Origin of the sequence: Shewanella sp. SM29, from assembly GCF_025654245.1 — a bacterium.
Classification (GTDB): domain Bacteria; phylum Pseudomonadota; class Gammaproteobacteria; order Enterobacterales; family Shewanellaceae; genus Shewanella; species Shewanella oncorhynchi.
Genome location: NZ_JAKKRN010000060.1, coordinates 1 through 7,471, shown reverse-complemented (window position 1 = coordinate 7,471; position 7,471 = coordinate 1). Strand labels below are relative to the sequence as shown.

Here is a 7,471-nt window from a genome sequence, read left to right as displayed (position 1 = left end):
CTGCGCACAATAAGACTCAACATTATGTTGAGGTACTGCGGTTTGTATAATGCGCAGCACAAACCGACAAAAATTAGCGCGGGACGTGGGTGAGGTACGAGAATCGTTCTAGCTGATTTTTGACCGTAACATAAAGTTCATTGTGCGCGGTTCTTTCAGGGTATGTCATTTGGCATACCCTTTTTATTTGATTTCTGTATACAAAAATATTTTATCTTTTTTATTGAAATATGTAGACAATAATCAAAAAAGGTCTATAATGAATAATGTCAACAGAAATCAAAGAGGGCTAGGAAATGAACCAATCACAATTGAACTTTAAAGAAAATACAAAATCCTGCGTTTGGTGTACTTTTGATGAGCTTTTTGAGTTTTATTGGGAAGCTCGTTCAGGTCATATACTTGTTACTCCTGACCGTTATGGCAAGATTTACGTCCCTGATGATGCTACCGCTGTTCAGGTTCGCAAAGAGATTACTACTTGGTTAAAGGCGAATTTTAATGTCTGATTCTAAATCTACTCGCGGAGGCGTTCGCAAGGGCGCTGGCCGTCCCAAGTCTGAATTAACTCACATGGTCAGGGTTCCTGAAGGCTGTCTTAATGAGGTAAAGCGTTTTATATCGCTTTATCGCGACTATACTGCCAATCCTGATTTTTCACATGATGTTTATTGGCTCGCCAAAGGTTGTTTATCAGACATGGATAAATACAAATGAGCTATCCTTATGATTTTGAGCCTAAAAATTTATGTGAGCTTATTGCGTGGGGCATTGATATTTTTATCGGGCTAGCTTGGAAGCTTCTCTTAATTGCTTGCTGCATTAAGTATTTGTTTTATTAGTCTTTTTTATGGCGAAGCCATGGAAGCGAAGCGGGGCGCTTTTGCGGGAACGTATCGCGCCTCCGTTTTTCATCGTTTGATTTTGTAACAGCTTCAAAATAGCTAGCATTCGTCCTGCCAGACCGCTTTTGATTTTTTCGGGCTCACAGAATAAAAAACCCCCGTTCTGTCTTACGGGGGTTAACTTACACATTTCATCTGACATTATTCACTGTTTAGCTTTTTGCGTAGGTTGGTTTGACTTCCTTGTCTGCTATCTCACTCCGACATCATGTCCTTATAATTGTTATCAGCTCTTCTAAGCTAATTTCCAATTGGATAGCGAGTTTCGCTAGTTCCCTCAGTCGCTCAATGCGTCTGTTAAGTTCCTCTATAACAGTTTCTTCCATGTTTTCCTCCGTGGTTACTACTTACTAGCAAATTGGAGGTTACTTTTTGGAGCGTCTCTCTTTCTCTAAAAAATCTTTCGAGCCTTCGTCTAAGTAATTTTCTAATACGTATCTCAAAACTTCCGTTATTTGAACGGGCGTTCTTCTTAGAAGCGTAGCATCTACGGCTGTTTCTTCCGCTTTATCCCAAAGTTTTTGGGGGATTTTCATTGCTGGCATTACTCGCCCTCTGGTTCGTTAACTTGTGCTGAGTATAACAATTAACAAGTTATTTGTTACCGTAACCTTGACATTAGTAATTTGTAACCCTAAAGTTATCCGAAATCGGTAACCAAGTTACCAGTTACTTTGTTATCTTCGGGGTTTAGATGAACAAGCAAGCCGTTATTTACTACCAAGACATGACAGAAGTGGGGATGGGTTTCCTCACTTTGTCGTCTTTTTGGGGTGAACAATGGTTTACGTCTTTATCCGCGATTCGTCTTGATATGGTTCATCATTACGGCAATGACTTTAAAATCGTTGATATGAACCAACTAAATGATGAAGCAATGAAAGCGTTGGAGGCGTTCCATGCAAGCCTCTAATTTGCTTAGTCGTTTTTGGTTAACAGATAGATTCGGTCATTTGTGCCAGTCTAAGCCTCTTAATCCTGATGAAGTTGTTTATAGCCGTGATAACAGTCCATCCAATTATGTTAAAGGCACAAAAACTCCGTTATTACCTTGCTTTGCCAATAAATCAATTTCTTATGCTCAGCGTCTTGGCCATGTTGGTTTTGACCATTTAGCATTCACGATTCGTTTAAACAAGTTTGAAAAACTTCCTTGTGATGCGTGGGTTAAGCTGCCTGTTTATAAAACTTATCCTGATACCGTTGAAGGTTTAGACCTTTTCCAAGAGCATGTTTTGTTAGTGCGTCATTTGCGTCTTGAGCAGTTTGTTAATCGCGTTCTTGGCTTAAAGCTGGGCTCTACACGCAACTATGGCCGTTTTTTCTATACCCAATCACGCGAACTAATGGATAAAAAAGGCAAAGTATCTGTTGGTTTTATTGCGTTTGGTGGCAATGACGATACGGTTTATTTTCAAATTTCTGGCACTGGCTGTAAGCATGTTTTTACTCACACTAACGGTCACCGTTTGCATCACTGGCTATCTTTTTTTGACGTAAAAGTCTTGCGTCGTTTAGACCTTTTCTATGACGATTTTGACGGTAATTTTGATTGTAAGTATGCTGAGCTAGCATATCGAGACGGTGCTTTTAAGCGTGCTAAAGGCGGCAAGAATCCCAAGATTTCAGAAACTTATGACCGTGATGATACCGGTCTTTTAGGCGAGATTGTTCGTATTGGTTCGCGTACATCATTGGTTTACTGGCGCATTTATAACAAAGCGCTAGAGCAGGGCGTTAAGCAGACTTGGTATCGTACTGAGGTTGAGCTAAAGGATGTTTCTATTGATGTTTTACTTGCTCCAGCTAAGCATTTTGCGGGTCTATGTCCTTTCTCTGAATCTATAAATCTATCTGAAAAACATGCTTTATCGCCTGTTTTTAAACAAAAAAAATCAGTCACTTTAACTCTTGAAGCAAAAACTCAATGGTTAAGACGTCAATGTGGTCGCGCAATTTATGATTTGGTTGAGGACTGGAAACTCTCGGCCGAGGAAACCCTTATTGCCCTTGTCGGCAATAATCCAAAGCATGGCGGCAAATTATCTGCCCCTGAATATTACTCTGAAATAATAAGGTTCTGACTATGAAAAAAGTAATTTTTATATTGGGTGTTGAAGCTGCTAAAGGCGTTGGCAAAACATCAGGTAAGCCATATGAATTTGGCAAAATTTTTAACTTAACTCCTGTACGTAACTGGGAAACCGAAAAGGGTCGTAGTTCTCATAAAGGTTTTACTGTTGACGAAGAAAAATGTGTTGTTTGTCATATTGATGCTTTACCTCAACTGCAGCGTCTTGAATATCCCTGTTTTGCCGAGGTTGATATCGATATCGACCCAGAAGATATGAGTTCAACCATTATTGTTGGTGCGACTCTTGTTCAGCATGTCGATATCTTTAATCCACCCAAGAAAGTGATTTAAGCCATATTTCACTGGTGACGGGTTCGTGTAAAGAATTTCTTAGGGTGAATATTATGGACGATGAAATTATCGGAATATGGCAGTGCTCATGCTGTGGCAATGTATTCCATACAGATATTGAGAAGCCATCTAATTATTTAACACCTGATTTATATGAATGTGCTTTATGTGTCGTTGCTAATGAAGAACGTCATGTAGCAGAATTTGAGGTTTGATTATGGAGACCGTTTTAATTAGTTCGGAGCAATTAGACCTAATTTTAACTTGGTTTCTTACTCTTGCCTGTTGTATTTCTTTTTGCTTGGGTTTCCTTGCAAATGAAATGGGAGCTAAGTAGATGATAGTTATTTCTGACGTCACTTTAATAGCTGGTTATGTAATTGGCTCCTTCTTTGTCGGCTATCTTATTTCATATTTGTTGTATGTCGTAAGACGGTCATTATGGTTATCAACTAGATAGGATTTTTATCATGGAAAAATTAAAAGCTCTGTTTTCTGCCGCTAATTCTGCTAAAGCTAAGACCGCTGCCACAGTATTAGCTTTGTCAGTTGCTTGCGTTGGTTCTGCTCATGCCGCTTTACCTGCTGAAGTTGACACTATGTTCACGTCTATTCAAACCGATGGCGAATCGGCCATTGCTAAGATGTGGCCTTTGATGCTTGCCATTACTGGCGGATTTATTGTTGTTGGTCTTGTTCGTCGCGCTCTGACTTCAGGCGCTCGTTAATCGTTATAAAGAGGGGCTGTTATGACTCGTTTATTATTAATCGGGCTTTTAACAGTCCTTTCTTTTTCTGCTAAAGCAATTGATGAGCAGCCTATAAAGCCTTGGGTTGAACCTAAGGTTCAATCAACTTTCGGATACGATTGTCGCCTTAAAGATGGCGTTATTTTACAAACTAAAGTCAATATCTCAAGTTGTCAGAAAATTCTTTTTGACCGTATTAGTTATAATTTTACCCCTTGTGATACTGTTGGTTGTCGTTATTGGGTTAAGTCTAATCCGCGCTTAGAGCCAGGTACTTGTATTGGTGGTTTACCTAATTGTATTTTTCAATATGATTTAAAAACAATTAACATTGTTAATCGTGATGGTGTTCCAACTCCCACATCTTACACTTCCGTTGAAACAATGGGTTACGCAAACAATAATAAACCTATCAATGAGAATGTCTGTCCTCCAACTCCAGATTCTTCTTATACTATTGGTCCAGTTCCTGAGTCTCCGCAAAATCCCACCCATGAAGTCTGCAAGATGAAATTTACCCCTTGCCCTCTTGGTTTTTTTGCGAATGAAGTAACTCTATCTAGTGGTGAATCAAAGTGTGTTCCTATTTCTTGTCCCGACAAAGGCACTCGCGTTAATAATGTTTTTAATAAAAATGGTGCCATTGGTGTTGGTTCTGCTGGTACTTATTGTGACGGCAAATGCTCATACACTATTCAGCCAACTGATGCGCCTTATAACGGTTCCTCTTTTGTTTTTGGCACATCTAATGGCGCTGTTTGTGGTCAAGGCCAAGATAAAGATATTAAGTTCACGCCAACAGACAAGGAGGGCACTTGTACCACTTCTCAGCTATCTACGGGTGCTAATTTTCAGACTTGTACTGAGGGTGATGGAACGGCACCAGAGCAAGATAACGCAGAGGGCGAACTTGATGACAAAGCTCAGGACGCTAGCGTTGACCCGCTCACTAAGCCCAGCAAATATCAGGGCGCGGATTGCTCAATTACTGCTGACCAACTTTATTGTATTGGCACTGAAATTATAGAAGCCCTTGACCACCAAACTGCTGAAACTAAGAAGCAACAAGACGAGAAACACAATAAGCTTGTTGAACTTCAAAAAGATATTTCTGAATACGTTGAAAATCAACAGCGTGACCGTGCAACTAAACAATCTTCTCAATCTCAAACTGAAACAAATTTAATTCTTGGCTCCTTATCTGAGATAACAACAGCTGTTAAATCCTCTTCTGGTAATGGTGGCGGAACTGGTGGTGATTCTGATTCTTATATTGAGCAATTTGATGGTGATTCTATTCTAGCTAAATTTAGTTCTGATTTAGATGGAATGTCTCAGCGTATTAAAGACGCTAATGATGGTTTAGATAATAAATTAGAAGAGGGTAAATCTAAATTTGGTGAATCAGACCCTTTATGGAATCCATTTAAAGATATTCCAACTTATTTACCTGCTGAGTATGTTTGTCAACCATTTACTTTAGGCACTGATGAACATCCTATGATACTTGACCTTTGTGAGTATGAAGAATTAATCAAATCGGTAATTGGTTTTGTATTTATAATGTTGACGGCTTTGAGACTGTTTTATCAGGCTCAGATAATTGTGCGCAATTCTGCTATTGGAAGCGCGTAGCGCAAAGCCATGTCCCTATCTGGTTCGGCCATTTATGGTCGACCAGATAGGGATGTGGCGCTAATTGGAGTAATCATCATGGCTTTACCTGCAATTTTAGGTGTGACTGCTATAGCAGGATTTTTCACGTCATTATTTACAAAAATAATTGACCATTTTGTTATTCGTAACATAGAAGGCATTATCAGAGCGGGTATTTTAATTGCTGCCGTTATAGTTGTTGTTTCAACTGCTTTGTCTTTAATTGGTGCCAAGCTTCAATCGTTGCTTTCTTCTTTTCCTATGTGGCCACCTGAACTCTTACCGTTATTTTTCCCCGCAACTGTTGCTAAATACTGCCTCTTAACCGTTATTACTGTTGAAATCATCGTTACCTATTCAACATGGTCAATATGGCTTTATAAGCTTGTTAAGAGGTCTAAAAGATAATGCCTGTTTATTTCGTTCAAGGTAAATTGGGTTCTGGCAAAACACTTGCTGGGATTCATCGTATTCAAGAGGCTTTGAATCAGGGTAGGCGAGTCGCTACTAATATTGATTTACGTCTTGAGAAATTAGTTAATCCTTGGGCTAAAAAGACTTTTGTTTTACGTATGCCTGACAAGCCTTCTGGCTTTGATTTTAATGCGCTTCCATTGGGCTATGACGGTGATTATAAATCTGAGGACTATAATGGCGACTTGCACTTAGATGAATGCGCTATTTGGTTCAATAGCCGTAATTGGAATGACAAGAGTCGTTCTTCAATCATTGAATGGATTGTTCACGCTCGAAAAAAGCGTTGGAATATTTATTTTTATGTTCAGGACATTGATGTTGTCGATAAACAAGCTCGTGACATGTTTGCCGAGCATTTAGTTACGTGTAAGCGTACTGACCGATTTAATATCCCACTTATTGGCTGGCTTATTAATCCTATAATGAAAACCGCTATAGGTAAGAAATTACCTTTACCAAAATATCATTTAGGTACTGTTCAATATGGTACTTCTCAGTTTTCGCCCGTTGTAGATAGATGGTGGTATAAGGGGCAAAAACTTTACGATGCTTATGATACTGAGCAGCAATTTTATCCACCTGAACATCCTGACGCGGTTTCTTTGTATTCTGTTTTGCCGCCTTGGTATGTCTATGGCCGCTATTATTCACGAAAGGAGCRCATGAAAAATGCGTTTAGGAATTTCAAAGTTACAGGCTTACACTTTTTTTCTGTAGGGGCTGTTATTGCTTACTTGCTGACTAATCTAGCGGTAACTGCAATGCCAGAAGTCCCCAAAAAAGGATTTATTGGTTGCAATGATGCTTACAAAGCTCTTTACGGCTCCTGTGATGCCTATCCAGTTGAGAAGCCTAAGACCGATACTAAAACATCACAGGTTGCTTCTAGTTCATCTACAGCTACTAAAAAGACTGAATTGCTCCAAGATGTTTTTGTCACTGGTTCAGTTATGAGCGGCTCTGGTCAGCATTACACTTTTAAATTATCTGGCCGTCCATTTGATGCTTATTCGGCTGGCTATCAGGTTGAATCAGTCGATTGGTGCACTGCAGTTCTACAGCGCGGAACTCTTCGCCAGATTGTTTACTGCAATCCATATTTTGATTCAGATTCACCAGATTCAATGCGCGATGCTTTACCTAAAGCGGCTGACGCGGTTACTGTAACTGCAAGCTTGCCAGATTCAATTTCTAATGCCTTGTCTAACTAATGCCGATAACGACACTTATCGGCACATGTAATCAAAACTGCGCACAAT

11 protein-coding genes are annotated in these 7,471 nt (G+C 39.6%); 10 read left to right on the top strand and 1 reads right to left on the bottom strand.

All coding sequences use genetic code 11. The annotated features are described in order from the left end of the window. Positions 1 to 296 precede the first annotated feature (296 nt). Together L5L77_RS22190 and L5L77_RS22185 are read left to right on the top strand one after the other, a co-directional pair. The gene (locus L5L77_RS22190; protein ID WP_263223427.1) at positions 297 to 509 is read left to right on the top strand and encodes a hypothetical protein; all 213 of its coding nucleotides are present in this window, start codon (positions 297 to 299) and stop codon (positions 507 to 509) included. Further along, the gene (locus tag L5L77_RS22185) at positions 502 to 717 is read left to right on the top strand and encodes a hypothetical protein (protein WP_263223426.1); all 216 of its coding nucleotides are present in this window, start codon (positions 502 to 504) and stop codon (positions 715 to 717) included. The genes L5L77_RS22190 and L5L77_RS22185 overlap by 8 nt, the downstream gene beginning before the upstream one ends. A 553-nt stretch (positions 718 to 1,270) precedes the next feature. Here the strand turns inward: L5L77_RS22185 and L5L77_RS22180 are convergent. Beyond that, positions 1,271 to 1,450: a hypothetical protein gene (locus L5L77_RS22180; protein ID WP_263223425.1), complete on the bottom strand. Its 180-nt coding sequence runs from the start codon at positions 1,448 to 1,450 to the stop codon at positions 1,271 to 1,273. 149 nt (positions 1,451 to 1,599) lie between these two features. Here L5L77_RS22180 and L5L77_RS22175 point away from each other — a divergent pair, with 149 nt between their 5' ends. The 8 genes from L5L77_RS22175 (at position 1,600) to L5L77_RS22140 (ending at position 7,423) form a co-directional block, all read left to right on the top strand. Further along, entirely contained in the window at positions 1,600 to 1,818 is a 219-nt protein-coding gene (locus L5L77_RS22175; RefSeq protein ID WP_263223424.1) for a hypothetical protein, read from the top strand. Next, positions 1,805 to 2,989 (top strand): replication initiation factor domain-containing protein, encoded by a 1,185-nt coding sequence (locus tag L5L77_RS22170; protein WP_263223423.1) that lies wholly within the window; start codon positions 1,805 to 1,807, stop codon positions 2,987 to 2,989. The genes L5L77_RS22175 and L5L77_RS22170 overlap by 14 nt, the downstream gene beginning before the upstream one ends. 2 nt (positions 2,990 to 2,991) lie before the next feature. Beyond that, complete coding sequence (locus L5L77_RS22165) at positions 2,992 to 3,330, top strand: hypothetical protein (protein WP_263198655.1); 339 nt, start codon at positions 2,992 to 2,994, stop codon at positions 3,328 to 3,330. Positions 3,331 to 3,383: 53 nt separating this feature from the next. Beyond that, positions 3,384 to 3,545, top strand: coding sequence for a hypothetical protein (locus L5L77_RS22160; RefSeq protein WP_263223422.1), 162 nt, complete (start codon positions 3,384 to 3,386; stop codon positions 3,543 to 3,545). 255 nt (positions 3,546 to 3,800) lie between these two features. Next, complete coding sequence (locus L5L77_RS22155; RefSeq protein ID WP_263223421.1) at positions 3,801 to 4,058, top strand: major coat protein; 258 nt, start codon at positions 3,801 to 3,803, stop codon at positions 4,056 to 4,058. 21 nt (positions 4,059 to 4,079) lie between these two features. Further along, positions 4,080 to 5,714, top strand: a complete 1,635-nt coding sequence (locus tag L5L77_RS22150) for a hypothetical protein (protein WP_263223420.1) — start codon at positions 4,080 to 4,082, stop codon at positions 5,712 to 5,714. A gap of 78 nt (positions 5,715 to 5,792) precedes the next feature. Continuing rightward, positions 5,793 to 6,143 (top strand): hypothetical protein, encoded by a 351-nt coding sequence (locus L5L77_RS22145; RefSeq protein WP_263223419.1) that lies wholly within the window; start codon positions 5,793 to 5,795, stop codon positions 6,141 to 6,143. Next, entirely contained in the window at positions 6,143 to 7,423 is a 1,281-nt protein-coding gene (locus L5L77_RS22140; RefSeq protein WP_263223418.1) for a zonular occludens toxin domain-containing protein, read from the top strand. Before L5L77_RS22145 ends, L5L77_RS22140 begins: the two co-directional genes overlap by 1 nt. The last annotated feature ends 48 nt before the right edge of the window (positions 7,424 to 7,471 follow it).